The organism is Halomonas sp. KX33721, assembly GCF_001596805.1.
GTDB lineage: Bacteria > Pseudomonadota > Gammaproteobacteria > Pseudomonadales > Halomonadaceae > Vreelandella > Vreelandella aquamarina.
On the sequence record NZ_LVIA01000100.1, the window covers coordinates 1 to 896 of the forward strand.

Genomic DNA, 896 nt, shown 5'->3' on the forward strand with positions numbered 1-896 from the left:
TTCGCCTAATCCGTCACACGCTTAAGGGCTGGTCCCCGTTCGCTCGCCGCTACTAGGGGAATCTCGGTTGATTTCTTTTCCTCAGGGTACTTAGATGTTTCAGTTCCCCTGGTTCGCCTCTTACGCCTATATATTCAGCGTAAGATACTCATCTGATGATGAGTGGGTTTCCCCATTCAGAGATGTCCGGGTCACAGGTTGTTGCCACCTCACCGAACCTTATCGCAGGCTACCACGTCTTTCATCGCCTCTGACTGCCTAGGCATCCACCGTGTGCGCTTCATTGCTTGACCCTATAACCCGAAGGGTCTGGTATCTCGCAATGATAACGATTGCCGGATACGCTTGAGACGTATCACTTAACAATTACGTATGAACGTTATAAAACGTTCATGTCAGCATGATATACATTGTTAAAGAGCGACTGCTATGCGCAGTGATAAGCGGATGTTTTTTTCACTTTAAAAGGAAAGGAAAGACCTTTTCTTTTTTTTTAACGTGAAAACAGCGCTTATCACTGCGTAACAACAGCATTCTGATCAGGTAATTCATTGTGAGCGCTTACCGCGAGGAGTGATGCATCGTTTAAGGAGGTGATCCAGCCGCAGGTTCCCCTACGGCTACCTTGTTACGACTTCACCCCAGTCATGAACCACACCGTGGTGATCGCCCTCTTGCGTTAGGCTAACCACTTCTGGTGCAGTCCACTCCCATGGTGTGACGGGCGGTGTGTACAAGGCCCGGGAACGTATTCACCGTGGCATTCTGATCCACGATTACTAGCGATTCCGACTTCACGGAGTCGAGTTGCAGACTCCGATCCGGACTGAGATCGGCTTTTCGGGATTGGCTCACTCTCGCGAGTTGGCAACCCTTTGTACCGACCATTGTAGCAC

2 rRNA genes are annotated in these 896 nt (G+C 49.8%); both read right to left on the bottom strand.

Annotation, left to right across the window (positions count from 1 at the left end):
- Positions 1-293: ribosomal RNA gene (locus A3220_RS16555) — 23S ribosomal RNA — on the bottom strand; the annotation flags it as partial.
- Positions 294-586: 293 nt separating this feature from the next.
- Positions 587-896, bottom strand: a 16S ribosomal RNA gene (locus tag A3220_RS16560); the annotation flags it as partial.